The organism is Microbacterium ginsengisoli (assembly GCF_000956535.1).
In the GTDB taxonomy this organism is placed as follows: Bacteria; Actinomycetota; Actinomycetes; order Actinomycetales; family Microbacteriaceae; genus Microbacterium; species Microbacterium ginsengisoli.
In genome coordinates this window covers 13,246-36,754 of the sequence record NZ_JYIY01000073.1, presented here as the reverse complement: position 1 = coordinate 36,754, position 23,509 = coordinate 13,246, and the positions used below count along the sequence as shown (strand labels likewise).

Sequence of the window (23,509 nt, the reverse complement as noted above, 5' to 3'; positions counted from 1 at the left end):
CATCCGGGAGGTGCGGTGTCCGACCGCAACGACGATCTGTTCACGCGCGCCCGCGGCGTCATCCCCGGCGGGGTGAACTCTCCGGTGCGGGCCTACGGCTCGGTGGGCGGTGCGCCCCGGTTCGTCTCGTCGGCGGCGGGGCCGCGGGTGACGGATGCCGCGGCCACCCCCTATGTCGACCTCGTCGCGTCGTGGGGTCCGGCGCTGCTCGGCCACGCGCATCCCGAGGTCGTCGAGGCGGTGCGGGAGGCCGCGACCCGGGGTCTCTCGTTCGGCGCGCCGACGGAGGCCGAGGTCGAGCTCGCCGAGCTCATCGCCGCTCGCGTGCGGGTCGGCGAGGCGGTTCCTGTCGAGCGGGTGCGACTGGTGTCGACCGGCACCGAGGCGACGATGACGGCGATCCGGCTCGCGCGCGGCGTCACCGGGCGCGACCTGCTCGTGAAGTTCGCGGGGCACTACCACGGCCACTCCGACGGCCTGCTCGCCGCCGCCGGGTCCGGTGTCGCGACGCTCGCGCTGCCGGGGAGCGCGGGCGTGCCTGCACCGATCGCCGCGCAGACCCTCGTGATCGACTACAACGACCTCGACGCCGTGCGCGAGGTGTTCGCCGTGCACGGCGACCGCATCGCCGCCGTGATCGTCGAGGCGGCGGCCGCGAACATGGGCGTCGTCGCGCCCCTGCCCGGTTTCAACGCCGCCCTCGCCGGCATCGCCCACGCGCACGGCGCGCTCCTCATCCTCGACGAGGTGCTCACCGGATTCCGCGTGCACCCCGCCGGCTTCTGGGGCCTGCAGCAGGCCGCCGGCGAGCATTACCTCCCCGACATCATCACGTTCGGCAAGGTCGTCGGCGGCGGCATGCCACTCGCCGCCCTCGGCGGCCGGGCCGACGTCCTCGACGCGCTCGCGCCTGTCGGCCCCGTCTACCAGGCGGGAACTCTGAGCGGCAATCCGCTCTCGGTGGCCGCGGGGCTCGCGACCCTGCGCCTTGCGACGCCCGCCGTCTACGAGAAGGTGGATGCCGCAGCATCCGTCGTCGCGACCGCCCTCGCCGACGCGCTCGCCGCCGAGGGCGTGGTGCACGCCGTGCCGAGCGCGGGATCGCTGTTCGGCGTCGCGTTCCTGCCCGAGGCACCGCGGTCGTACGCCCAGGCCCTCACCCAGGAGGCGTGGCGCTACCCCGCGTTCTTCCACGCCATGCTCGACGCCGGGGTGGCGCTGCCGCCGAGCGTCTACGAGGCCTGGTTCCTCACCGCGGCGCACGACGACGACGCGCTCGCCGTGATCACGTCGGCGCTTCCGGGCGCGGCGCGCGCCGCGGCATCCGCGCAGGCCCCCGCGTGACCCGGGTCGTCGTGCTCGCCGGCGGGGTCGGCGGCTCGAAGTTCACCCTCGGTGTGCGCGAGGCGCTCGCCCGTCGCGGCGATCCCGCGGCGACCGTCGTCGTGAACACCGGCGACGACCTGTGGCTGAGCGGCGTGCGCCTGCAGCCCGACATCGACTCGGTGCTCTATGCGCTCGGCGGCCAGAACGACACCGTCCGCGGGTGGGGACGCGCCGGCGACACCGAGCGGGTCAACGCCGAGCTGCAGGCGTGGGGCGCCGGCTGGCCGTGGTTCACGCTCGGCGACCTCGATCTCGGCACCCACCTCGCGCGCACCGGATGGCTGCGCGACGGTCTCTCCGTCACCGAGGTTGTCGCCCGTCTGTCGGCCCGCTGGCCGCTGGGCGTGACCCTGCTGCCGATGACAGACAGCGAGGCCGACACGTGGGTGCGGCTCGAGTCGGGCGAGGTGCTGCACTTCCAGGAGTGGTGGACCCGGCACCGCGCGACGCTCGCTCCCCGCGCATTCGAGAATCCCGGGCTGGTCGGCGCCGTTCCCGCACCCGGCGTCGTCGAGGCGATCGCCGCCGCCGACGTCGTGCTGCTCGCGCCGTCGAACCCGGTCGTCTCGATCGGCCCGATCCTCGCCGTTCCCGGGGTGCGGGACGCCCTCGCTGCGACATCCGCTCGGGTCGTCGGCGTCTCGCCGATCATCGGCGGTGCGGTCGTGCGCGGCATGGCCGACGTGTGCCTCACCGCGATCGGCGTCGACACCGCGGCCGACGCGGTGGCCGCCCACTACGGCAGTCGCACCGCCGGCGGCGTGCTCGACGCGTGGCTGCTCGCCGAGGAGGACGCGGCGCTCGCGCCGGCCGTCGCCGCGGTCGGGATCACCCCGGTCGTCGCGCCGCTGTGGATGACGGATGTCGCGGCCTCGGCCGCGATCGCCGACGCCGCGCTGGCCGCGGCCGCCCGCTGAACCCCGCTCGCCGCGAGACGAGCGCCGGAGTTGATCGGCCGCGGCACGTCGCGTGCCACGCAGCTCAGGCGTGCCATAAGTCCGGAGTTGTGCCTGTTGAGTGGCTCGGATGCAGCGCGCCGCCCCGACTTTCCGGAGTTACGGTCACCCACACGGACGCGATCGGTAGGTGGTGACGGGCGGGCTGACGCGAGCTCGTGGCAGTGCGCTCAGAACGAGCACACGCGTGGCAACGGAACCGCCGATGCTCCCCTACCAGTTGGTGGCGCTCGAACGCCGACCGGCCTCGTGAACGATGAGTGCTTCGATGTCGATCGGCTCGGTCGGCGCAAGAGTGATGCTCGTCCACTCCGGGTCGGTGACGGGGCTCACGCCGCGAACCGTTGCTGACGATCGGCGAGGCGAGCCTGGTGCCGTCTCATTGCGGCGAGGTCGCTCCATCCGCCGAAACCGATGAGACGCATGCGCGGCGCGAGGGTGACGCGCTGGACGGATGCGCGTGTGAGGTAGGCGGTCATGGGTTTCTCCTTCGCGTCTAGAGTATGAGTAACGTAGTAAGTGGTCAAAGTTGTGAAATGCAATTGACCTGTAACATCAACATGGTGTTCAATACCTCAGAGCAAAATTGCCCGCTGAGTCGAAGGGGAACAGAATGACCACTGTCGAGATGGCCGAGTCCCGTGTTGACGAGGCGACGTGGCATCACGTCGATGAATCGTTCTGGTCAGGCAGTCGCTCTGGCGAGTTCTTCGGGACGATCGAACTCGTGGATTGCCGATATCGCGCATATGGTGAGTTCGGCCAATCGCTGGGAGACCACGCGACATTCGTTCTCGCGGTCGCCGCAATCGATGCTGCTCGCGTACGAGACGACGTCGATGCCTGAAACGATCGTGCGCCACGAGGGCGAGCATCTCTACGCTGACGAGCCATCGAGCCAGGCCGGGCGGGAACTGAGTGCGGCCCTTCTTCGCTACCGCCGAGCGGAGCAGATGCAGGAAGCTCGTGCGCTCGAGACATCCGGGCTCTCGCACACGGACCTCAAGGCACTTCGATACCTCGTGCAGGCCTCGCGGGACGAGCGCATGGTGAGTCCGAAGGATCTCACGATCATGCTCGGTACGTCCGGGGCCAACGTGACGAACATCGTCGACAGGCTGGTGTCAAAGGGGTACACGGCGCGAGAGGACCACCCCTCGGACCGGCGCGCGCACTACATCGTGCCGACCACTGCCGGTATGGCACACGTTGATCACGCCATCGCGCGACACCATGCCGCGATCGTCGCCGCCATCGACACTCTGACGGCCGAGCAAGCGCGGACGGCGACCGTGGTGATCGACCGGATCGTCGACCTGATCAGTCGCGTCGACGGCTGACGCTTCCCGTTCGGCCCGCGCGGCGCGGCGCCGTGACTCAGCCGGCGTCGCCGCTTGGAGGCACGGACACGACTCGTCCCGACACGGTGGCGGCACCGAGTTCCGTGATCTCCCAGTCGAGGCCGCGCGCGAGGAGGAGCGCGCCCGCTCCCGCCTCGGCCGGCGCAGGGGGGGTGTAGAGCGCCGGGGTGCCCGCGGGAATGGTGAGGTGCAGCATCGTGGGTCCCGTCGGGACGGTCTCCCGGGTGAGGAACGTCCCGACCAGGAACGTGGGCTCGTGCACGCGCGCGCCCGGGGCGGCGCCCGCCGGAAGTGCGTCGGCGTCGTACGGAAGGGCGACCACGACCGTCTCGGGCGCGGGGCGCACCCGAACGGCACCGTCGAGGGCGGCGATACGGGCGTCGATCTCCGGGGTCGACGGGGCGACCCCGCGCAGCACGGCGTCGATCTGCTCGCGCGTGACGGCGGTGCGAGCGACCTCCGGCGACGCCGCACGGCCACGGGCTGCACCGCCGCGCGAGTTCCGGTCGGGCCGAGGGGGGTTGAGCGCGTCCGAGACGGCGGCCGTATTCGGGAACGTGACGATATCCGTGCCGACTGCCCCGGAGCGCTCCGGACCGGCGGTACCCACGAGCGAGTCGAACAGCTCGTGTGCCGGGATGCCATTGGCCGCGCCGTCAGCGAGGATCCGCCACCAATGATCGGAGTGGATGTTGACGTAATCCTCGTCGTCGTAACCCGCCAGAAGGACGAGCACGCCGCCGGCCGGATCGGCCGACGTGACGAGGTAGCCGCGAAGGTCGTCGCCGCGACGAACAGGGGCCGCGATCACCGGGCCGTCGGAATGATGCGCGTACGTCGGTGGTCCGCTGACGACGCGGAAGTGGACGTCGTCGTCTTTCCAGCTCATTTCACCACCTCCGCGTAGACGTGCCATTGGCCGTTGACGAGCTCCGATGAGGTCGCCCTCCACTCTAGGCCGCGCCCGAGAAGAAGCTCTCGCTCCGATCCGCCGAACTGCGACATCTCCTCGACCCATCCCGCGGGTGTGCCCGGGGGCACGGTGAGGTGAAGGATCGCGTCCTTGTCGGCGAAGCTCTGCGCGGGTCCGCCGAGGGAGGTCGAGAGGAACGAATCCTCGGTCAGCGTGTTGCCGGCGGCGGCCTTGGGTGTGAAGGGCCAGTGCGAGACGCCCGTTCCGCGTGTCACTTCGATCGTCTCGGTCAGCGGTCGGCGGGCGAGCGTCTCGTCGATCGCGCGGATGTGACCCTCGAGCTCAGCCGGATACGGCGGGCCCTTGCGCAGCGCGCCGTTGATCTCGGCGTAGGTGATCCCGCTCGGTCCGGGTGCTTCGCGGGTGTAATCGAACACCGACTCCCGCTGAGCCGGGGTCAGCTCGTCGGACAAACCGGCCCAGGCCTGCCGACCGTACGCGACAGCCTCGTCGTCGTCGGCGAAGCGGCGCACGGATGTCAGGCTCACCGCGTCCCCCTCGTGACCCAGCACCCGGCTCACGGCGCTCCTGCCGCCCTTCAGCACCGAGGCGAACAGCTCGTCGGCGTGGGAGAGCAGCGACCGAAGCTTCTCCAGCAGCGTCGCGAGGGTCTTGATCGAGCGGAGCAGCGCGGTGAGCTTCGAGCCGATCTTCGCGGTCCACGAGGCGACGCGCGTCGCGACCTGTTCGACGATCCACGGGGTCGCCAGCCCCACGGTGACCACCGCCTCCGCGGCCCAGGAGATCGCGGAGCCGACGAGCTGCGACAGCACGTCCCGCACGATGTCGTGCACGACCTGAACGATGGTGGCGGCGACCTGCAGCCCCGTCGCCATGGCACCCGCCCACGTCGCCGCGCCGTGCAGGTGCTGCGCGGCATCCGTCTGGAACCTCCGGTAGGCGTCCATCGCCTCGCCCGCCAGCTCGTCGAGGTCGCCCAGCACCCGGGTCAGCTCGTCCCCGGACTGCTGCAGCTGCGACTGGATGTTCGTCCACGTCGCCGCGAACGCCTGCACCTCTCCGGCGTCGCCGGTGAGGTCGTTGAACCAGCCCTTCAGCGGCTCGAAGTGATCGATGAGCCAGCCGAGTCCGGCGGCGATGAGCGACCCGAGCGGATCCGACACCGTCGCGACCGTGTCGACCGCCGTCGAGAACGCAGCCATTCCCCCCTCGACCCAGTTGCCCGATTCGATCGCCGAGACGAGCTGCGACCCCGAGTCCAACAGGCCCGCGCCGCTGAACGCGGTCGCGGTCTCGACCCTCGTCGCGACCAGCGGGTTGTCGGTCATGGATGCCTCACCCCAGCGCCTTCTCGATCGACTGCACCGCACGCACCACGTCGTCCTCGAAGTCGGCCATGTCGGTGGCCACCCCGCGCACCTCGCGGGCGCTGCGGGTCAGCATCCCCTCCGCGGCGGCGATCGCGGAACCGGCCATGGACGACGCGAGCGTGGCCGGTGGCACGAGGAAGGCGCAGAGCACTCCGAAAGCGCCGCCGCCCATGTTCGTCGCGCGGCTCGCGTCGGCGGCCACCCGCACGTCGGCGGCCACCTTATCGACGCGCGCGGCGTGCGAGGAGATGAGGTCCGCGTCGATCGCGATGCGTTCAGCCATCGTGCCGCCCTCAGATGGCGATCGTCGTGTCGGCCGACGGCGCCGGGCGGTCGAGCTCGCCCCGCAGGTGGGCGACGGTGGGTGAATCGGCGCCGAAGGCCTCGCTCGCCAGCTCCAGAGCCTTCTCGCCGGCCCGCCGCTGCGCCTCGTTCGCGGTGTGCACGATGAGCCGGCCGAGGTCGCGCGACGGCAGATGGGATGCCGCGTCGGTGAGCTCTACGGCGGCGAGGCGGCCCGCGGCATCCACCGTGACGGTGACCTCGCGTCGCGGTGACGTCGCGACCCCGCGCACGGCGTCGATCTGCCGCCTCAGCTCCGCCGCCCGCTCGGCACGCTCCTGCGCGTCGGCGATCTGCTGCTCGACCGTCGCGATGGCCAGATCCGCATCGAGATCGGCGGAGAAGAAGTCACTCACGCGCGTCAGGTTACGACCGGGGTCGGGTGGGTGACGGGTCTTGTCCACAGGCGGGCGAGGCGCCGCCCGAGGCCGGGTCGGCGTCTGTCAGCGCACCATCCAGGCGAGCAGTGATCGCAGCGCGTCGGCTCCGTCGGCACCGATCTCGGGGTGCCGCGCCACGACGTCGTCCACCTCCCTGGCGACCCAGTCCGGGACGTCCCTCGTGGGGGAGTCGAGGGCGACGGTGTCGAGCTCGGTCACGATCGCGACGGTGCGGCGCCGCAGCTCGAGGTCGGTGATGCGCTCGGGATGTCGGCCGATACCCGTCGCGGTCGCGCCCCAGACGTAGGCGCGCAGCCCGTCGTCGACGGTGTCGACGACGGGCTGCGCGAAGGTCATGGGCGCGGGGATCTCAGAGCGTCGCGTCGTCGCGCCGTGCCACCGGCCGCGCCGTCATGCTGCGGTGCCGTGCCGTCGCGACGCGGAACGCGATGCCCACGGCGACGCACGCGAGGAAGCTCCAGACGACGAAGGTCAGGACACGCGCGGCGCTGGTGCCGTCGAACAGGAGGTTGGCGGCGACCATCGCGATGATCGCGACGACCACGAGGGCGCCCAGGGCGTAGGGGATGGTGGCGCGAATGACGGGTCCGGTCATCGAAGTCTCCATGCGTCGTTGCGGGAGGTGCTCGGTGGGCCCATAGTAGGGGCGTCGTCGGCCGGCGCCAAGCATCTTGTGCACGACGTCGCCGTCGTGCCATGAGATTCAGCCGGCGGCCACCAGGACGGCGTGTGTTCGGGGACCGACTCCGAGGGTCGCGGCGACAGCCAGCTGGGCGGCGGTGTCGACGTCGCGGCGGAGGGTCGAGGCATCCGACACCGGCAGCACCGCGCACCCGAGGGCCACATGGCGAGCGAACGAGCCGTCGCCGAACGCACTCGCCCACGGCACCCCCGCGCCCGCGGTGACGAGCGTCGATCCGGTGCCCTCCGCGTCGGCGACGACGGCGCGGTCGACGGATGCCGCGGCCGCCAGCGCCGCGTCGAGATCGCCTGAGCGCAGCGCCGGCAGGTCGCCGAGGAGCGCCGCGCGGTGGGCGGTGGCGGCGGCCGCCACGCCGCGTGCGATCGCGGCATCCAACCCCCGTCCCTCGCCCTCGTCGATCACGCGCACGCGGCCGGACGCCGCCGACGCGCGAAGCTCCGCGTCGTCGGTCACCACGATCACCTCGGCGACCCGGCGCGCCGCGGCGGCCGCGGCGATCGTGTCGAGCGCGATCGCGCGGGCGAGGGCGGCGCGGTCGGCGACGCGCAGGCGCGACTTGCCCACCGACGTCGGCTTCACGGGCACGACGACGGTGAACAGCGGCGGCGGGGCGGCGGTCACGCTCCGAAACGGGCGCGCAGGCGCGGCAGGATCTCGGTGCCGTAGGTGCGCAGGAAGGTCTCCTGGTCGACGCCCGGGTCGTGGAACACGAGGTGACGGAAGCCGAGCTCGACGTAGCGCGAGATCTGCTCGACGTGCTCGTCGGGGTCGGTCGACACGATGAACCGCGAGGCGGCCCGTTCGATCGGCAGCTCGGCGGCGCGGCGCTGCATCTCGATCGGGTCGTGCACGTCGCGCTTCTCCTCGGGGGAGAGCGCGAGCGGTGCCCAGAAGCGGGTCTTCTCGAGCGCGGTCTCGCGGTCGTCGGCGAGCGACACCTTCACCTCGATGAGGGTGTCGACGTCGTCGTCGCTGCGGCCGGCCTTCGTGATGCCCTCTTCGAGCGCGGGCAGCAGGGTGTCGACGTAGAGGGCCGGTTCCTTGCCGCTCGTGGTGATGAAGCCGTCGGCGATGCGGCCCGCGAGCTTCGTGGCGGCGGGACCGGCGGCGCCGATGTAGATCGGCACGAGCTCGTCGGGACGGTCGTAGACGGTGGCGTCGGTCACCGAGTAGAACTGCCCGTCGAACGTGACGCGCTCGCCCGACCACAGCTCGCGGATGAGCGTGATCGACTCCTTGAGGCGCTGGAAGCGCTCGGGCGGCTCGGGCCAGTCGAGGCCGAGGGTCACCTCGTTGAGCGCCTCGCCGGTGCCGACGCCGAGCACGATGCGGCCAGGGTTCAGCAGCCCCAACGTCGCGAATGCCTGCGCGATGACCGCCGGGTGGTAGCGGAACGTGGGGGTGAGCACGGAGGTGCCCAGCAGCACCCGCGAGGTGCGGGCCCCCACGGCGCCGAGCCACGGGATCGCCGCCGGTGCGTGGCCGCCCTCGTGCATCCACGGCTGGAAGTGGTCGCTGATGAACACCGAGTCGAAGCCGACCTCTTCGGCGAGCACGGCGAAGTCGGCGAGCTGGCCGGGGCCGAACTGCTCGGCGGAGGCCTTGTAGCCGAGGCGCAGGGGAATGGTCATGATGCTCCCATCGTGGACGTGTCGGAGTCGGGGGTCGAGTCGATGACGGATGCCGCACCGTCGCCGGCGGCGCCGACGAGCTCGTGCGGCGGCTCGAACTCGGCGCCGGTCGCGCCGTCGAGCACGCGCCGGAACGCGTCGACGGGCGCCGGCCACAGCAGCGTCAGGCGGCCAGACCGCGGATCGACGTACCAGTTGCGGCATCCGCCGGTCAGCCACGGCGTCGCGGCGGCGGCGGCGTCGATCGCGGCGGTGTAGGCGGTCTCGGCCTCGGGGCGCACCCGCCGCACGGCAGGGTGCTCGCGCAGGGCGCGGGCGGCGTACCGGGCCTGCTGCTCGGCCATGAGCACCGAGGAGTTGTGCCCGAGCGAGGCGTTCGGGCCGTTGAGCACGAACAGGTTCGGGAAGCCGGTGACCACCGTCGAGGCGAACGAGGTCATGCCGGTCGCCCAGTGAGCCGCAAGGGTGCCGTGCTCACCGGTGACGAGCTCGGCATAGGGCTGCTCGGCGGCGGCGAATCCGGTCGCCAGCACGATGACGTCGGCCTCCATGCGTCGTCCGCTCGCGGCGGTCAGCGTCGTGCCCGAGACCTCGGTGAGCGCCGACGGCTCGAGGTCGACGAGACCCGACGCGATCGACGGGTAGAAGTCGTCCGAGAGCAGCACACGGGTGCAGCCGAACGCGTACGCCGGCGTCAGCGCCGCCCGCAGCGTCTCGTCGGGCACTTGCGCGGCGAGGTGGTCGAGGGCGGTCGCGTGGGCGCGCGCGGATGCCGCGGCATCCCCCGACCGCGACGCGAAGCGTTCCTCCCCTTCGCGGTAGAGCGCGTCGTACGCGGCCTGCACCGCGTCGGGGTCGGCATCGAGGGCCGCCCGCTCGTCGGCGTCGTAGGTGCGCCCGCCGCGCGGGACGATCCACGCGGGCGTGCGCTGGAAGAGGGTCACCCGGGCGCCGCGTCTCGCGATCTCGGGGGCGAGCTGCACGGCGCTCGCGCCGGAGCCGATGACCGCGACGCGGGCTCTGGTGAGGTCGACGTCGTCGCGCCAGCGGGCCGAGTGGAAGATCGGCCCGGGGAAGCTCGCGAGTCCCTCGATCTCGGGGATGCGCGGCTCGGTCAGCCGGCCGCACGCGAGCACGAGGGCGTCCGCCTCGAGCTGCGCCGGCGAGGCGCCGCCGGTCGAGACCCGCCACAGCGACGCGCCCGCGTCCCAGGTCGCGGCCGTCATCGGGGTGTCGTAGCGCAGGGCGTCGCCGAGCTCGGCGGCGACCCGCTCGAGGTAGGTGCGGATCTCCTCACCCGGCGCGAACTCGCGCGTCCACGCGCCGCTCAGGTGCGAGCGCAGCTGGTAGAGCCGCGACGGCACGTCGCACGCGATGCCGGGATAGACGTTGTCCCGCCACGTACCGCCGGCGCTCGCCGCCCGCTCGATGACGGTGACGTCATGCCCCTCCTCGCGCAGCGCGAACGCGGCGGCGAGCCCCGAGAAGCCTGCGCCGACGATGAGCACCCGCGTCGCCGTCACCGGGCCGCCTTCCGCTCGGCGTCGGGCTCGCGGTAGTCGGTCGTTCGCTGCCGGAACGGTCGCAGCAGCGACGCGGCGAGCCGCGCGGCCTCGGGGATCGGCAGCTCGAGCCCCTGCTCGACGCCGGCATCGGGGCGCACGCGTCCATCCAGCAGAGTGCCGCCGAGGTCGTCACCGCCCGAGCGCAGCAGCACGGCGGTCGCCGCGGTCCCGAGCCGCGTCCAGGGCACCTGTACGTGGGGGATACTGCCCGTCAGCAGCAGGCGCGAGACCGCGACCATCGCGCGGTGCTCGTCGATCGGGGCGCGGCCGGCGACGAGCGGCACGCCGCCGAGCGGCGCGGGAAGCGGGATCGGCACGAACTCGGTGAAGCCGCCGCCGCTGCCGGCGGCCGCGGCATCCGCCTGCAGCTCGCGCAGGCGACGCAGATGCGCGACGCGCTCGCTGGCGGTCTCGACGTGGCCGTAGAACAGCACCGACGTCGAGCGGAAGCCGTGCGCGTGCGCGGCGCGGATGCCCGTCTCCCACCGGTCGATCTCGAGGTCGCCGTCGAACGCCGCCCGTCGCGCCCGCTCGCTCAGCACCTTGACGCCGGTGCCGGGCACGCTGCGCACGCCCGCGTCCCGGAGTGCCGCCAGGGCACCGTCGAGACCGAGCCCGCCGCGGTCGGCGAGATCCCAGACGTCCTGCGGGCGGTAGGCGTGCAGGTGCAGGCGGGGCGCCGTCTCGTGCACGGTGCGGGCGATGTCGAGATAGGCGCGGGGATCTTCGGATGCCGCCACCCGCCCCTGCACGCAGATCTCCGTCGCGCCGAGGTCCCACGCGTCGGTGGTGATCGCCGCGACGTCGTCGAGCGTGAACGTGCCGGGCTCGCCGGTCGCGACCGCCCGGAACCCGGTGGAGGTGAGATTGCGGTTCACGACGATGCTGACCGTCTCGCCGACCGTATAGCGCCGCACGTCGTCGGCGGTCGCGGTGAGGGTGTCGAGGCCGGACCCGGTCGCGGTCAGCAGGCGCACCCAGTCGCCGTCGTCGAGGTCTCCGGGGGCGGATGCCGCGGCCTCCGCGAGTCGGGCGAGGTCGCCGCCGCTGCGCCGTGATGCCGCCGGGGCGCCGCCGCGGCGGAGTGCGGGCGCCGCGTCACCGGCGAGCCCCGAGTCGGGGTCGGCGAGCCTCGCGACCGCGGGTCGGAGATCGGGGTCGATCCAGCCGTCGGGATCGCGCACGAACTCGGGGTGCGCGGTGAGCCGCTCGCGCAGGGTGAAGCCGAGCTCGGCGGTGCGACGGGCGAGGTCGTCGAGGTGCGGCCAGGGGCGCTCGGGGTTGACGTGGTCGGCGGTGAGCGGCGACACCCCGCCCCAGTCGTCGGCGCCGGCGCGCACGAGAAGCTCGAACTCCGTCTCGTCCGACAGGTTCGGCGGCACCTGCACGCGCATGCGCGGCCCGAGCACGAGGCGCGCGGTCGCGACCGCCGCGACGTACTCGAGCAGGGACGCGTCGGGCGCGGCCCGCATCGCGGTGCGCGGCTTCGCGCGGAAGTTCTGCACGATCACCTCCTGCACGTGACCGTGGCGGCGGTGCGCATCGCGGAGCGCGATGAGCGACTCCGCCCGATCGTGCACGGTCTCACCGATGCCGACGAGGATGCCCGTCGTGAACGGCACCCGCTCGCGGCCGGCGTCCTCGATCACCGCCAGTCGCACGTCGGGGTCCTTGTCGGGCGAGCCGTAGTGCACCTGCCCGGGCTCCTCGAACAGCCGGCGCGAGGTCGTCTCGAGCATCATCCCCATCGAGGGGGCGGTGGGGCGCAGCATCCGCAGCTCGTCCGCCGACATCACGCCGGGGTTCGCGTGGGCGAGCAGCCCGGTCTCGGCGGTGATGAGCCGAGCCATCGCGGCGACGTAGTCGAGCGTCGAGGTGTAGCCGTGCTCGTCGAGCCAGGCGCGCGCCTCGGGCCAGCGGTCCTCGGGGCGGTCGCCGAGGGTGAGCAGGGCCTCTTTGCATCCGAGGGCCGCGCCCTGGCGGGCGACGGTGAGCACCTGCTCGGGCGTCATGTAGACGGGCTTGCGCAGCAGTCGCAGCTGTGAGGGGGTGTCGACGAAGATGCAGTAGTGACAGCGGTCGCGGCAGAGGGTCGTGAGCGGGATGAACACCTTGCGCGAGTAGGTGATGACGCCCGGGCGGCCGGCTGCGGTGAGCCCCTCGTCGCGCAGAGCGGATGCCGCGGCCAGCAGCGCCTCGAGATCGTCGCCGACGGCACCCAGCAGCGCTTCGGCGTCGGCGACGTCGAGGTCGCGGCCCGCGCGGGCGGCGGCGATCGCCTCGGGGATGCGCACGGCGGACGCCGGCGCCGGATGATCGGCCAGACTCACCGGTTCAGTCTTCCACCCGCAGAAGGCGTCGGGGTTGTCGGATCGTTGCCGGGATGTAAGCAAACGCCGCCGCGACCGCTGCGACGCCCTGGCAGACTAGGCGCATGGTGACCCTGCTGCTCGACTCGGCTCAGCTCGAGATCGTGCTGTCGGGCGCCGAGCGGCTCACGGCATTCCGCAAGCGGAATATCGTCGTCGAACGCTCGTCGATCACCCGGGCTCAGCTCACCGACGACCCGTGGACGTGGCTGCGGGGCACCCGCGGGCGCTCGACCTACGTGCCGGGCGTCACCGCCGCGGGAACGTGGCGCACCGGCGTCGGTGACGACTTCGCCGTCATCCGGGCGAAGCGCCCCGGTGTGGTCATCGACCTCGACGAGTCGGCGGAGTTCTCGCGCATCATCCTCACTACGCGGCACGGCGTGGCACTGCTGCGCGCCCTGCGGCTCGACGGCGGCGACGAGCCGACGGATGTCGCCGAGCTCGCGCCCGACGCCGGCTGACGCGCCCGCTCAGGCGACGTCGCGTCGCCAGCTGAAGATGTGGCCGAGCAGGAGCAGCGCGAATGCGTAGGCGGCCAGCACGATGGCCGCCGCGTACCAGGTGAGCGGGTCGGGAGACGCTCCGCCCTGACCGAGCGTCAGCACGGACGAGCCCACCAGCTGGTCGGCTGCCGCGCCGGGCAGGAAGCGCCCGACATCCTGCAGCCACGAGACGAACATCGTGCCGAGGCGCAGCAGCGGCTCGATGAACTGGGTGAACGCGAGCACGACGACGATCGCGGCGACCTGGTTGCGGATGAGGGTGCCGAGGCCCAGGCCCACCCAGGTCCACAGCACGAACACGAGCAGGATGCGTCCGACGAGCGCCCAGGTGTCGGACGAGCCGAGACCGGTAGGCAGACCGTGGGCGGCGAGCAGACCCGCGATCGGTCCGACGGTCACGAGAAGCGCGAGCACGCCGTAGAGCAGTCCGAGGGTCGTCGAGGCCAGCAGCTTCGCCCACAGCACAGTGCCGCGCGCGGGGGTCGCCAGGAACGTCGGCGTGAGCGTCTTGTGGCGGAACTCGCCGGTGACGATGAGCGTGCCGATCAGCAGCGGGAAGACGTAGCCGATCGACGAGGCCAGGCTGTACAGCGTCGCCGGAACCTCACTGCTCGACTCGCTGAGCGCACTGCCCGTGCTCGATGAGGACAGGACGAATCCGAGGAACGTGGACACGAACCCGACGTAGACGACGAGCACGATCGCGAGGATCCACCAGATCGCGGTGGAGTAGAGCTTCGTCAGCTCGGATCGGGTGGCACGGGCGAGGCTCATCGCTGCTCGCTTTCGTCGTGGCGGTCGGTATCGGATGCGGCGGGCTCGGCGTCATCCGGGTGCTCCTCGGCCGCATCGCTCCCTGCGTTGGCGACCGGGACGTCGGCGAGGTCGACGACCTCTGCCGGACCCTCGACCTCGTCCGCGCCCTCTGTCGCGCCCTCGAGCTCCGTCGTGCTCGAGCCGTCGGGCACACCTGCCGCGGATGTCACATCGGGTGCGGCCGACGCGGTGGTGGCCGGCTCATCGGGTGCGGCGGCGTCCGCCGCGGGGGCGAGGATGCCGGCGGCGGACGCATGCACGCGGTCGCCGGAGACCAGCTCGAGGAACGCCTCTTCGATGTTCGGCCCGCGGCGCACGAGCGACGACAGGGCGACACCGGCCGCCGCGGCGGCTGCGCCGACCTCGACGGCATCGGCGTGGAGAACCGTGAAGCCCGTGCGCAGGAGGTCGTAGGTGAAGCCGCCCGCGGTGAGGGCTGCCGCGAGGGCGGCGCGGTCGGGGGCATCCACCACCGTCGACACCTCGTCGGGGCCGACGATGTCCTCGATGGCACCCTGGTAGACCAGTCGCCCCTTGGCGACGATGAGCAGGGCGTCGGCTGTCTGCTGCACCTCGGAGAGCAGGTGCGATGACATGAGCACCGTACGACCCTCGCGGGCCAGATGCTGCAGCAGCGTGCGCATCCACTTGATGCCCTCGGGGTCGAGGCCGTTCGTCGGCTCATCGAGGATCAGCACTCCGGGGTCTCCCAGCAGGGCGTAGGCGAGACCGAGGCGCTGCCGCATGCCGAGCGAGTACCCGCCGACCCTGCGGCCCGCCGCATCCGACATGCCGACGAGCGCCAGCACCTCGTCGACGCGGGAGGTGGGGATTCCCGCCGCCTGGGCGTAGACCTTCAGATGGTTCGCGCCCGAGCGACCCGGGTGGAAGGAGGATGCCTCGAGCACCGCGCCGACGCTGCGCAGCGGATCGGTCAGCTCACCGTAGAGGCGTCCGCCGATGCGGGCGGTGCCCGATGTCGGGCGCACCAGACCGAGCAGCATGCGCAGCGTCGTGGTCTTGCCCGCCCCGTTCGGGCCGAGGAAGCCGGTCACCACGCCGGGCTCGACGCGCGCGGTCAGGCCCGCGACCGCATCGACGCGGCCGAAGCTCTTGCGCAGGTCGGTGAATTCGAGCACCTGGCCGTCCGGCATCGGCTCCTCCTCGGTCCGTGGTGGTTCCATCTTGGCGGACAACCGCCGATCGACCCGGGATTTGCGCCGTCATCGGGCGGTAACGTTGCCCCGTGACCGACGTGCACCCCACCGATGCCGGCGTCGTGGTGCGCACCGAGCACTCGCTCGGCCGCCTCACCCTCGACCGCCCTGCGGCGATCAACGCGCTCGACGTGCCCATGATCCGTGCCCTCCGGGCGGCGCTCGACGCCTGGCGGGGTGACGCCGACATCGACACCGTGCTGCTCGACGGCGCCGGTGATCGCGGCCTCTGCGCGGGCGGCGACGTTCGCGCCCTCTACGCCTCGATCGTCGCGGGCAGGGCCGACGAGGTGGGGGTGTTCTTCCGGGAGGAGTACGCCCTCAACGCCGCGATCGACGAATACCCCGCCCCCATCGTCGCCTTCGCCGACGGCATCACCATGGGCGGCGGCATCGGTCTCGCCGGCCACGCCGCCGTGCGCATCGTCACCGAGCGATCCCGGCTCGCGATGCCCGAGACCCGCATCGGATTCACCCCCGACGTCGGCGGCAGCTACCTGCTGTCCCGCGCACCCGGCCGGCTCGGCGAATACCTCGCCCTCACCGGCGACACGATGAGCGCCTCCGATGCGATCCACGCGGGCTTCGCCGACCACTTCGTCCCCTCCGCGCACCTCGACGCGATCCGCGACGCCCTCGTCACGCGGGCAGACCCCTCCGGACCCGCCGAGCTCGTGCTGCTGTTCGACGAGACGCCCGAGGCATCCGAGCTCGCCGCGAAGCAGCCCTGGATCGACGCGACCTTCGACGCCGACACGGTGCCCGGCATCATCGCGAAGCTGCGCGCCGTCGGAGAGCCCGAGGCATCCGCCCTCGCCGACCGGCTCACCCACGCGGCGCCCACTGCTCTCGCCGTCACGCTCGAGGCGGTGCGCCGGGCGCGGGAGCTGCCGACGCTGCGCGCCGTGCTCGAGCAGGAGTACCGCCTCGTGCTCTGGTTCGCACACACCCAGCCCGACATGGTCGAGGGCATCCGTGCCCAGCTGGTCGACAAGGACCGCGATCCGCACTGGAACCCCGCCACCCACGACGGCGTCACGCCCGACACGATCGCCGCCGCATTCTCGTACGAACCGGCCGTGCCGCTCTGGTCATGAGTACGCGCCCGCACCGTCGCGCCTACTCGATCGGCATCGCGTTCGACTGGTTCTTCTTCGTCTTCGCGGGGGTCGCGGCCGTGTGGCTCGCCGTGCTGAGCGCCGAGGAGTCGCTGCGACTCGGCTGGTGGGGCATCGCCGGCGGCATCGTGTTCTGGGCGCTGCTGGCCTACCTCGTGCTGCCGCGGCTGCACCGCATCCTCACCACGATCTACGTGCCCGACTACTTCATCGGACGCACCCGCACGAGCGACGGCCTGCTCGGAGACCCGGTCAACCTCGCGCTGCGCGGGGACGGCGACGCGATCGAACGAGCGCTGACCGCGGCCGGGTGGACGAAGGCCGACCCGGTGACGCTTCGCTCCTCGTGGCGCATCGTCGCGTCGACCCTCAAGCGACGCAGCTACGGTGAGGCGCCGGTCAGTCCCCTGTTCCTCTTCGGTCGCCAGCAGGACTTCGCCTACCAGCAGGAGGTCGACGGCAACCCCGCCCAGCGTCACCACGTGCGGTTCTGGCGCTGCCCCGACGGCTGGCTGCTGCCCGGCGGTGCGCGGGTCGACTGGCTCGCCGCGGGCACCTTCGACACCTCCGTCGGGCTCTCGCTGTTCACACTGCAGATCACCCACCGGATCGACGCCGACACCGACATCGAACGCGATCACATCGTCGCCACCCTCACCCGGTCGCATCCCGAGATCCGCGTCGATGTGCTCGCCGACTTCTCGACGGGCTACCACTCACGCAACGGCGGCGGCGACACCATCCGCACCGACGGGAACCTGCCGATCATCGACGTCACGCGAGTGGCGGCATGAGCGAGACGCCCCACAAGCGCGCCGCCTTCGAGGCCCCCGCCCGCCTCGCGCAGCCGACGCCGTACGACCCCGGGATGCCGCGGCCCGGCGCGACGGTCGCCGGCGCCCTGCTCGTGCTGCTGCGCGCCATCGGCGGCATCGTGGTGCTCGCGTCGCTCGTGCTCGACTGGCCCGAGGTGCTCGCCACCCTCGAAGGCGCGTCGGATGCGGGCAGCCTCGCCGCCGAGAGCGGCGTGCTTCTGACGGTCGCTCTCGTCAGCGGCGGCTTCTTCGTCGTCGTCGACCTCGTGCTCGCCCTGTTCATCTATCTCGGGCGCAACTGGGCGCGGGTGCTCGTGCTCATCGTCTCAACGATCTCCATCGTGTCCGCGTTCGTGTCGTGGTGGGCCCAGGGACAGCAGCTGACCCTCGACGGCTCGCTCACGACGCTCGCCCTCGACATCCTCGTCCTGCTCGCCCTGTCGTCCCGCGCGGCGGCCGCCTACGCCCGCCGGACGGAGCGCCGATGACCGATCCCTTCGCCGGCCCCCTGGGGGCGTCCCCCTACGAGGTGCTCGGCGTTGCGGCATCCGCCACCGACGACGAGCTGCGGCGCGCCTACCGCGCCCGGATGCGCGAGACCCATCCCGACACCGGCGGCGACGCCGCCGTGTTCATCCGGGTGCAGCGCGCCTGGGAGCTGATCGGCACCCCCGAGGCGCGCGCCGTCTTCGACCGCGGCCGCTCGTTCTCCTCCGACGATGAGACGGATGCCACCGCTTCGCGTTCCACGCAGACGCGCCCCGACACGCGTCCCCGCGCCCGAGCGTTCGGCCAGCCGGGCGGGTGGCGACGGGAGCGGTACCTCACGCTCATCCGGGAGTGGGTCGGGCGCGGGGCGGAGATCGCCGACCCCTACGCCGCCGACCTCGTGCGGGCGGCGCCCCGCGACATCCGGCACCTGCTGGCCGACGCGCTCGCCGAGGAGGCCACCGCACGCATCGTCGCCGACCTCGGCATGGGCTACACCGTGTGGCACGACGTGGCCGCCGACAAGCGCGGCGTCGACCCCGACGCGAAGCTCGACCACATCGTGCTGGGTCCGAGCGGGCTGTATGGGCTGCTCTCCGAGGACTTCGGCGACCCGATCGGGCTGCGGCGCGGGGAGATCGTCGGGGCGCACATCGCGGGTGCTCCCATCACCGAGCTGATAGGCCGCATCCGCACGGTCGCGCGGCAGGCGGGGGTGCGCTTCACCGGCGCGATCGTGGTCGTCCCCGACGATCAGGTCGCGCAGGCGATCACCGAGCTCGGCAAGGTGCGCGGACTGCTCGTGGTGGTCACGACCCGCAGCGCGCTCGCGACGGTGCTGCGCCGGGGGGTGACCGGTGCCCGTCCGATCGGCGGCACCGAGGTGTTCGACGTGCGCTCGCGCCTGCAGCAGCGCGTCGAGTTCGTCTGACGGCGCGCCGGCTCAGCGGGCGCCGAGCAGCTGCAGGGGGTGCGTGAGTCGCCACCAGGGCGACGGGTCGACGAGGGGCGCGCTGAGCGTGACTTTCGCCGTCGAGGTGTTCAGCGGTCCGTTCGCCGTCACCGTTCCCACGGTGTCACCGGCATCGCGCGCCGCACCGAGGTCGAACTGCGCCGCGACCGACGGGATCGAGCCGTTCCAGCCGAGCACCGCCAGATCGCCGGACGTGACGAGCGAGGTCGTGGCGCCCCACACGGTGGTGACCGTTGCGACGGTCGTGCCGGACGTCAGCGCGGGGGAGGCGACCACGTCGGCCTGGAGCTCTGTGAGCAGGGCGCGGGCCGCGGCATCCCGATTCGCGTGGGAGGTCTGCTCGAGGGCCGCGGCGTACAGGCGCACCGTCACCCCGTCGATCGTGACGTCCTTCGCGACCAGCAGGCTGTACGCGCTCAACGAGCCGGTCTTGATACCCACCACCCCGGCGTCGGCGAGGAGGTCGTTCGTGTTCTCGACCACGCCGGCGCCCGGCAGCGTGACCGACGTCTGGCGCACGATGTCCGCGATGGTCGGGTTGGCCATCGCCAGCTCGCCGAGCTGGATCAGCGCGCTCGGGGTCGCCGTGTTCGCCGGGTTGATGCCGGTGGGCTCCTTCAGCGTGATGCCGGAGATGCTGTGCGCGGTGAGGAACGCCGTGGCGGCGGTCGCGAACGCGTCGTTCGACGGCCAGTACTGCGAGGCGAGCTTGGCGACGTAGTTGCCGGCCGACCCGATGAGGATGCCCTGCAGGAGCTGGTACTGGGTGAGAGAGCTCCCCACCGGCACCGCGAGCGCCGACTCGCCGCTCGCGAGGTACGACTGATACGTGCGGCGGTCGGCTGACGTGAACGTGTAGGAGGGGCCCTGGTCGGAGCTGGAGACCGGGCTCTTCTCCAGGATCATGAGCGAGGTGACGACCTTCGAGATGCTCGCGATCTCCTGCGGGGTCGAGGTCGACGCGAGCCCGGAGCCGATGCCCTGCACGCCCACCGCTCCGGCGCCGACCGCGGGCCACGGGACCGCCGCGGCCGGGGCCGCCGCCCCCGTGAGCGTCGCCGGAGTGACGGTCGGGGGGATCGCGCTGAGGGGCCAGACGAGCGCGGCGATCACATACGCCGCCACGGCGGCCACGGCCGTCACGATCGGCGCGATGACGGCGATCTTCGGCCGGCGGCGGCGTCGCCGGGGTGCCGCGATGAGGTCGACGTCACCCACGGGCGCCTCGGTGACCGGCGCGGAGCCGATGGTGAGCTCTCGCCCGCGGGTACGTGCAGCCACCTGCGCCGGCGAGACCCAGGTGAGCGCCTCGATGTGCGGTTCCTCGACGATGACCGGCACGATGCTGGGAACGGCGAGCCCGTCGCGCGGGACGGTGGGCAGCGCGGTGGCCTCGGGGGCGAGCGGCCCGTCGAGAAGGATCGGGATGTCGCCGGTCTCGGCGGTCGCGACCTCGATCTCGCCGGTGGAGCCCTGCTGGCGTCGAGCGCGCCGAGAACCGGGCGGCGGAGTCGAGGTCATCCCACGAAAATAGCGCGTCCGCGTGGCTATACTCGCGATGTCAACCACGGGAGTCCGGTGTGCCGGGCTGAGAGGAAGCGGATCGCGCTTCGACCGTCGAACCTGATCTGGGTCATGCCAGCGCAGGAAGGGAGTATTTCGTGCATTCCACCATTGCATCCGCCACCGGTGTGCGTCTGCGTTGGCGGGTCGTCGACATCGTCGTGGCCAGCGTCATCGGCGTCGCGGCGGGCGTCGTCTTCTGGGCCTGGGGACAGGCGTGGACCCCGCTGAGCACCGCACTGGCGTTCCTGCCGGGTCTCGAGGGACTTCTCGCCGGCGGCTGGCTGTTCGCCGGCGTGCTGGGCGGTCTCGTGATCCGCAAGCCCGGCGCCGCGCTCTATGCCGAGGTCGTCGCCGCCGTCGTCTCGATGGCGGTCGGCACCCAGTGGGGCTACACCGTCCTGATCTGGGGCATCGTGCAGGGCATCGGAGCGGAGCTCGCGTTCGCGATCGTGCGCTACCGCCGCTGGAACCTGCCGGTCGCCCTCTTCTCCGGCGCGCTCGCGGGAGTCGCGGTCGCGTTCATGGACACGACGTTCTCGTCGGTCGCCGCCTACGACCTGGGCCCCCGAACGATCTACGCCGTCTCGGCGGTGATCTCGGGCATCGTGCTCGCCGGACTCGTGTCGTGGCTGATCGTGCGCGGCCTCGCCGCGACCGGTGCCCTCGACCGGTTCGCCGCCGGACGCGAGGTGCGCGGCACCGCCTCCGACGCGTGAGCGCTGCGGCCGTCCGCGCCCGGGGGTGGGGCTGGCGCCACTCCGGACGCGGACGGTTCGCCGTCGACGGGCTCGACCTCGACATCGCCCCCGGCGAACGGGTGCTGCTGCTGGGCGCGAGCGGCGCCGGCAAGAGCACGCTGCTGCGCGGCCTCGCGGGTGTCCTCGGCGGCGACGAGGACGGCGAGGAGCGCGGCGAACTGACCGTCGGCGACCGGCCGGCATCACGCGCCCGCGGCGTCGCCGGTCTCGTGCTGCAGGACCCCGACAGTCAGGTCGTGCTCGCCCGGGTGGGCGACGACGTCGCGTTCGGCTGCGAGAACCTGGGGGTCGCTGCCGACGAGATCTGGCCGCGCGTCGGCGACGCGCTCGACGCGGTCGGGCTGCGCGTGGGGCTCGAGCACGCGACATCCGCTCTCTCGGGTGGCCAGAAGCAGCGTCTCGCGCTGGCGGGGGCGCTCGCGATGCGCCCGGGGTTGCTGCTCCTCGACGAGCCGACCGCGAACCTCGATCCCGCCGGCGTCGTCGAGGTGCGCGACGCGGTGATCGCCGCGGTCGCCGCGACGGGGGCGACCCTGGTCGTCGTCGAGCATCGCGTCGACGTGTGGGCGGCGCACGTCGACCGGGTCGTCGTGCTGGCGGCCGGCGGTGGCGTGCTCGCCGACGGCGCGCCCGACACGGTGTTCCGCACCCATGGCGACGTGCTCGCCGAGGCCGGGGTGTGGGTTCCCGGGCGGCATCCCCATCCGGCGCTGACCGCGGCGGCGGATGCCGCGTCCCCCGCGCTGCTGTCGACGCACGGCCTCGCCGTGGGTCGGCGCCCGTTCGGGGCGCGCGAGGCGGTCGTGGCGGCGTCGGGCATCGCGCTCGCCGCCCGGGCCGGACGCGTGCTGGCCGTGACGGGCCCGAACGGCGTCGGCAAGTCGACGCTGGCGCTGACCGTCGCGGGGCTGCTCGCCCCCGCGGCCGGTGCCGTGGTGGCCTCCGACGAGCTGCGCGCCGCGGGCCGGGCGACGATCGGCCCCGATCCGCTGCGTTGGCGCTCGCGGGAGCTGCTCACCCGCATCGGCACCGTCTTCCAGAGCCCCGACCACCAGCTCGCCGCCCGCACCGTGCGCGGTGAGCTCCAGATCGGCCCGCGCGCCCTGCGGCTGCCCCCGGCAGAGGTCGCCGCCCGCGTGGACCCGCTGCTGGAGGAGATGGGGATGTCGCGTCTCGCCGCCGTGAACCCGTTCACCCTCTCCGGTGGCGAGAAGCGGCGGCTCACGGTCGCCGCCGCCCTCGCGACCCGCCCCCGCGTGCTCGTCCTCGACGAGCCGACCTTCGGGCAGGACGCCCGCACCTGGGAGCAGCTCGTGCGGCTGCTCGGCGACCTGCGTGCCGCGGGCACCGCGATCGTCACCGTCACCCACGACGAGGCCCTCGTCGCGCAGCTCGCCGACGATGTGGTGGCGCTCGGGGCCGCGGCATCCGCCCCCGGAGGTGTCGGATGAGCCTCGCCACCCTCGACGAGCGCACCGGGGTGCTCGGCCGTCGCAACGCCCTCGCGAAGCTCGTCGCCGCGACCGTCGTCGGGGTGCCGCTGCTGCTGTCGATCGATCCGGTGTCGGCCGCGGTGGCGCTCGCCGCCGTGCTCGTGCTGCTGCCGTTCGCCCGGCTGTCGGCGCGCGGCCTGTGGCTGCGGCTGTGGCCGATCGTGGTGTCGGCCCTGATCGCCGCGGCCGCCACGGTGCTGTACGGTCGCGCCGGCGGCGAGACCTACCTGCAGTGGGGACTCGTGCACGTCTCCGACGGGTCGCTGCTGCTGGCGGCCGCCATCGCACTGCGCGTGCTCGCGATCGCGGTGCCGAGTGTCGTGCTGTTCGCGACCACCGACCCCACCGATCTCGCCGACGCGCTCGCCAAGCTCGCGAATCTTCCGGCCCGGTTCGTCATCGGCGCGCTCGCGGGCATGCGGCTCGTGGGCCTGCTCATCGACGACTGGAACGAGCTCGCCCGTGCACGTCGCGCGAGAGGGATCGCCGACAACGGGCGGGTGCGCCGCTTCCTCGGTCAGGCCTTCGCGGTGTTCGTGCTGGCGATCCGGCGGGGTTCCGATCTCGCGACCGCGATGGAGGCGCGCGGCTTCGACGCGCCCGTCACCCGCACGTGGGCGCGCACGTCGCGGCTGACGGCGGGCGACGCGGTGCTGGTGCTGCTGGGGCTCGCGGTGGCCGCGGTATCCGTCGGCATCGCCCTCGCCACCGGATCGTGGCGGTTCGTGCTGACCCTCTGA

At 72.6% G+C, this 23,509-nt stretch carries 25 protein-coding genes and 1 riboswitch; of the genes, 11 read left to right on the top strand and 14 right to left on the bottom strand.

Features of this window, described 5'->3' with window-relative positions; all coding sequences use genetic code 11:
* Positions 1–15 precede the first annotated feature (15 nt).
* Complete coding sequence (locus RR49_RS07615) at positions 16–1,344, top strand: glutamate-1-semialdehyde 2,1-aminomutase (RefSeq protein WP_045247477.1); 1,329 nt, start codon at positions 16–18, stop codon at positions 1,342–1,344.
* On the top strand, positions 1,341–2,303 hold the full coding sequence (gene cofD, locus RR49_RS07610; protein ID WP_045247476.1) for a 2-phospho-L-lactate transferase: 963 nt from the start codon (positions 1,341–1,343) through the stop codon (positions 2,301–2,303). The genes RR49_RS07615 and cofD overlap by 4 nt, the downstream gene beginning before the upstream one ends.
* A gap of 368 nt (positions 2,304–2,671) precedes the next feature.
* Here the strand turns inward: cofD and RR49_RS15705 are convergent, their stop codons facing one another.
* Positions 2,672–2,821: a hypothetical protein gene (locus tag RR49_RS15705; RefSeq protein ID WP_048809076.1), complete on the bottom strand. Its 150-nt coding sequence runs from the start codon at positions 2,819–2,821 to the stop codon at positions 2,672–2,674.
* 192 nt (positions 2,822–3,013) lie between these two features.
* On the opposite strand from RR49_RS15705, the gene RR49_RS07605 reads away from it, so the two are divergent.
* Entirely contained in the window at positions 3,014–3,682 is a 669-nt protein-coding gene (locus tag RR49_RS07605; RefSeq protein ID WP_245610969.1) for a MarR family winged helix-turn-helix transcriptional regulator, read from the top strand.
* Positions 3,683–3,719: 37 nt separating this feature from the next.
* On the opposite strand, the gene RR49_RS07600 is transcribed toward RR49_RS07605, so the two are convergent.
* The 10 genes from RR49_RS07600 to cofG form a co-directional block, all read right to left on the bottom strand.
* On the bottom strand, positions 3,720–4,592 hold the full coding sequence (locus RR49_RS07600; RefSeq protein ID WP_045247475.1) for a hypothetical protein: 873 nt from the start codon (positions 4,590–4,592) through the stop codon (positions 3,720–3,722).
* Positions 4,589–5,965, bottom strand: coding sequence for an ADP-ribosyltransferase (locus tag RR49_RS07595; RefSeq protein WP_045247474.1), 1,377 nt, complete (start codon positions 5,963–5,965; stop codon positions 4,589–4,591). The genes RR49_RS07600 and RR49_RS07595 overlap by 4 nt, the downstream gene beginning before the upstream one ends.
* 7 nt (positions 5,966–5,972) lie before the next feature.
* Positions 5,973–6,290 (bottom strand): hypothetical protein, encoded by a 318-nt coding sequence (locus tag RR49_RS07590; protein ID WP_045247473.1) that lies wholly within the window; start codon positions 6,288–6,290, stop codon positions 5,973–5,975.
* Between the two features lie 10 nt (positions 6,291–6,300).
* The gene (locus tag RR49_RS07585) at positions 6,301–6,705 is read right to left on the bottom strand and encodes a YbaB/EbfC family nucleoid-associated protein (RefSeq protein WP_052672025.1); all 405 of its coding nucleotides are present in this window, start codon (positions 6,703–6,705) and stop codon (positions 6,301–6,303) included.
* Positions 6,706–6,792: 87 nt separating this feature from the next.
* Positions 6,793–7,086 (bottom strand): hypothetical protein, encoded by a 294-nt coding sequence (locus RR49_RS07580; protein WP_045247472.1) that lies wholly within the window; start codon positions 7,084–7,086, stop codon positions 6,793–6,795.
* A 13-nt stretch (positions 7,087–7,099) separates the two neighbouring features.
* Positions 7,100–7,345, bottom strand: coding sequence for a hypothetical protein (locus tag RR49_RS07575; RefSeq protein ID WP_045247471.1), 246 nt, complete (start codon positions 7,343–7,345; stop codon positions 7,100–7,102).
* A gap of 108 nt (positions 7,346–7,453) precedes the next feature.
* Entirely contained in the window at positions 7,454–8,074 is a 621-nt protein-coding gene (gene cofC / locus RR49_RS07570) for a 2-phospho-L-lactate guanylyltransferase (RefSeq protein ID WP_048809073.1), read from the bottom strand.
* Positions 8,071–9,084 carry a glucose-6-phosphate dehydrogenase (coenzyme-F420) gene (gene fgd, locus RR49_RS07565; RefSeq protein ID WP_045247470.1) on the bottom strand — a complete coding sequence of 338 codons (1,014 nt, stop codon included), beginning with the start codon at positions 9,082–9,084 and terminating at the stop codon, positions 8,071–8,073. The genes cofC and fgd overlap by 4 nt, the downstream gene beginning before the upstream one ends.
* The gene (locus RR49_RS07560; protein ID WP_048809072.1) at positions 9,081–10,607 is read right to left on the bottom strand and encodes a flavin-containing monooxygenase; all 1,527 of its coding nucleotides are present in this window, start codon (positions 10,605–10,607) and stop codon (positions 9,081–9,083) included. Before RR49_RS07560 ends, fgd begins: the two co-directional genes overlap by 4 nt.
* Positions 10,604–12,979 (bottom strand): 7,8-didemethyl-8-hydroxy-5-deazariboflavin synthase CofG, encoded by a 2,376-nt coding sequence (gene cofG, locus RR49_RS07555; RefSeq protein WP_084603842.1) that lies wholly within the window; start codon positions 12,977–12,979, stop codon positions 10,604–10,606. The genes RR49_RS07560 and cofG overlap by 4 nt, the downstream gene beginning before the upstream one ends.
* Before the next feature lie 104 nt (positions 12,980–13,083).
* Here cofG and RR49_RS07550 point away from each other — a divergent pair, with 104 nt between their 5' ends.
* Complete coding sequence (locus tag RR49_RS07550) at positions 13,084–13,482, top strand: hypothetical protein (protein WP_045247469.1); 399 nt, start codon at positions 13,084–13,086, stop codon at positions 13,480–13,482.
* A gap of 9 nt (positions 13,483–13,491) precedes the next feature.
* On the opposite strand, the gene RR49_RS07545 is transcribed toward RR49_RS07550, so the two are convergent.
* Positions 13,492–14,298, bottom strand: coding sequence for an ABC transporter permease (locus RR49_RS07545; RefSeq protein WP_045247468.1), 807 nt, complete (start codon positions 14,296–14,298; stop codon positions 13,492–13,494).
* Complete coding sequence (locus RR49_RS07540; protein ID WP_048809070.1) at positions 14,295–15,494, bottom strand: ABC transporter ATP-binding protein; 1,200 nt, start codon at positions 15,492–15,494, stop codon at positions 14,295–14,297. The genes RR49_RS07545 and RR49_RS07540 overlap by 4 nt, the downstream gene beginning before the upstream one ends.
* Before the next feature lie 92 nt (positions 15,495–15,586).
* Here RR49_RS07540 and RR49_RS07535 point away from each other — a divergent pair, with 92 nt between their 5' ends.
* Genes RR49_RS07535 through RR49_RS07520 form a run of 4 tightly spaced genes read left to right on the top strand, consistent with a single transcriptional unit; the run spans position 15,587 to position 18,910 of the window.
* Positions 15,587–16,654: an enoyl-CoA hydratase/isomerase family protein gene (locus RR49_RS07535; protein ID WP_048809069.1), complete on the top strand. Its 1,068-nt coding sequence runs from the start codon at positions 15,587–15,589 to the stop codon at positions 16,652–16,654.
* Positions 16,651–17,469 carry an LssY C-terminal domain-containing protein gene (locus tag RR49_RS07530; RefSeq protein WP_045247467.1) on the top strand — a complete coding sequence of 273 codons (819 nt, stop codon included), beginning with the start codon at positions 16,651–16,653 and terminating at the stop codon, positions 17,467–17,469. The genes RR49_RS07535 and RR49_RS07530 overlap by 4 nt, the downstream gene beginning before the upstream one ends.
* Positions 17,466–17,978 carry a hypothetical protein gene (locus RR49_RS07525; protein ID WP_045247466.1) on the top strand — a complete coding sequence of 171 codons (513 nt, stop codon included), beginning with the start codon at positions 17,466–17,468 and terminating at the stop codon, positions 17,976–17,978. The genes RR49_RS07530 and RR49_RS07525 overlap by 4 nt, the downstream gene beginning before the upstream one ends.
* Positions 17,975–18,910, top strand: a complete 936-nt coding sequence (locus RR49_RS07520; RefSeq protein ID WP_045247465.1) for a J domain-containing protein — start codon at positions 17,975–17,977, stop codon at positions 18,908–18,910. The genes RR49_RS07525 and RR49_RS07520 overlap by 4 nt, the downstream gene beginning before the upstream one ends.
* Positions 18,911–18,922: 12 nt before the next feature.
* Here the strand turns inward: RR49_RS07520 and RR49_RS07515 are convergent, their stop codons facing one another.
* Entirely contained in the window at positions 18,923–20,473 is a 1,551-nt protein-coding gene (locus RR49_RS07515) for a hypothetical protein (RefSeq protein ID WP_052672024.1), read from the bottom strand.
* A gap of 36 nt (positions 20,474–20,509) precedes the next feature.
* Positions 20,510–20,619, top strand: a riboswitch (TPP riboswitch).
* Between RR49_RS07515 and RR49_RS07510 the strand changes: the two genes are divergently transcribed.
* From RR49_RS07510 to RR49_RS07500, 3 genes are all read left to right on the top strand, one after another.
* Positions 20,614–21,234, top strand: coding sequence for an ECF transporter S component (locus tag RR49_RS07510; RefSeq protein ID WP_045247464.1), 621 nt, complete (start codon positions 20,614–20,616; stop codon positions 21,232–21,234). Its footprint overlaps the riboswitch before it by 6 nt.
* Positions 21,231–22,727: an ABC transporter ATP-binding protein gene (locus RR49_RS07505; RefSeq protein WP_048809067.1), complete on the top strand. Its 1,497-nt coding sequence runs from the start codon at positions 21,231–21,233 to the stop codon at positions 22,725–22,727. The genes RR49_RS07510 and RR49_RS07505 overlap by 4 nt, the downstream gene beginning before the upstream one ends.
* Positions 22,724–23,509 carry an energy-coupling factor transporter transmembrane component T family protein gene (locus tag RR49_RS07500; protein WP_045247463.1) on the top strand — a complete coding sequence of 262 codons (786 nt, stop codon included), beginning with the start codon at positions 22,724–22,726 and terminating at the stop codon, positions 23,507–23,509. Before RR49_RS07505 ends, RR49_RS07500 begins: the two co-directional genes overlap by 4 nt.

Bases quoted from the DNA above. Each gene is read 5' to 3' on its own strand.
- RR49_RS15705 (WP_048809076.1), bottom strand. From the start codon at position 2,821: ATGACCGCCTACCTCACACGCGCATCCGTCCAGCGCGTCACCCTCGCG.
- RR49_RS07605 (WP_245610969.1), top strand. From the start codon at position 3,014: ATGAATCGTTCTGGTCAGGCAGTCGCTCTGGCGAGTTCTTCGGGACGA.
- RR49_RS07600 (WP_045247475.1), bottom strand. From the start codon at position 4,592: ATGAGCTGGAAAGACGACGACGTCCACTTCCGCGTCGTCAGCGGACCA.
- RR49_RS07595 (WP_045247474.1), bottom strand. From the start codon at position 5,965: ATGACCGACAACCCGCTGGTCGCGACGAGGGTCGAGACCGCGACCGCG.
- RR49_RS07590 (WP_045247473.1), bottom strand. From the start codon at position 6,290: ATGGCTGAACGCATCGCGATCGACGCGGACCTCATCTCCTCGCACGCC.
- RR49_RS07580 (WP_045247472.1), bottom strand. From the start codon at position 7,086: ATGACCTTCGCGCAGCCCGTCGTCGACACCGTCGACGACGGGCTGCGC.
- RR49_RS07575 (WP_045247471.1), bottom strand. From the start codon at position 7,345: ATGACCGGACCCGTCATTCGCGCCACCATCCCCTACGCCCTGGGCGCC.
- fgd (WP_045247470.1), bottom strand. From the start codon at position 9,084: ATGACCATTCCCCTGCGCCTCGGCTACAAGGCCTCCGCCGAGCAGTTC.
- RR49_RS07550 (WP_045247469.1), top strand. From the start codon at position 13,084: ATGGTGACCCTGCTGCTCGACTCGGCTCAGCTCGAGATCGTGCTGTCG.
- RR49_RS07545 (WP_045247468.1), bottom strand. From the start codon at position 14,298: ATGAGCCTCGCCCGTGCCACCCGATCCGAGCTGACGAAGCTCTACTCC.
- RR49_RS07540 (WP_048809070.1), bottom strand. From the start codon at position 15,494: ATGCCGGACGGCCAGGTGCTCGAATTCACCGACCTGCGCAAGAGCTTC.
- RR49_RS07530 (WP_045247467.1), top strand. From the start codon at position 16,651: ATGAGTACGCGCCCGCACCGTCGCGCCTACTCGATCGGCATCGCGTTC.
- RR49_RS07525 (WP_045247466.1), top strand. From the start codon at position 17,466: ATGAGCGAGACGCCCCACAAGCGCGCCGCCTTCGAGGCCCCCGCCCGC.
- RR49_RS07520 (WP_045247465.1), top strand. From the start codon at position 17,975: ATGACCGATCCCTTCGCCGGCCCCCTGGGGGCGTCCCCCTACGAGGTG.
- RR49_RS07515 (WP_052672024.1), bottom strand. From the start codon at position 20,473: ATGACCTCGACTCCGCCGCCCGGTTCTCGGCGCGCTCGACGCCAGCAG.
- RR49_RS07500 (WP_045247463.1), top strand. From the start codon at position 22,724: ATGAGCCTCGCCACCCTCGACGAGCGCACCGGGGTGCTCGGCCGTCGC.